Annotated in this window: 1 pseudogene; it reads left to right on the top strand. The window is 33.5% G+C overall.

The window, feature by feature from the left end:
• Window positions 1-263 (top strand): annotated as a pseudogene (locus SB679_RS24795) (RDD family protein); the annotation flags it as partial.

Below are 263 nucleotides of genomic sequence, written 5' to 3'. Positions count from 1 at the left end.
GGAGATATAGCTTCCGGAACTGCTGTAGTTTCCCTCAAGAATAACATCAATATCTCTCATACCATTTTAGAAAATATTCATGAAAATTATGTACCATCTTTTCCACAGGTTATTGCATTGAGTGATAACGACATGAGGATAATCAAGGATAACTATACTAAGGCATTAAAAATAGATGACCGCCAGATTATAAGCAAACTTTCTGACAAAATCAAAAGCATCCTAAAACTGGAAATAGATCCTACAAAAATGACAGAGAAACA

This window comes from Chryseobacterium sp. SIMBA_029 (genome assembly GCF_046535275.1).
In the GTDB taxonomy this organism is placed as follows: Bacteria; Bacteroidota; Bacteroidia; order Flavobacteriales; family Weeksellaceae; genus Chryseobacterium.
This window is presented reverse-complemented; position numbering and strand designations above follow the sequence as displayed.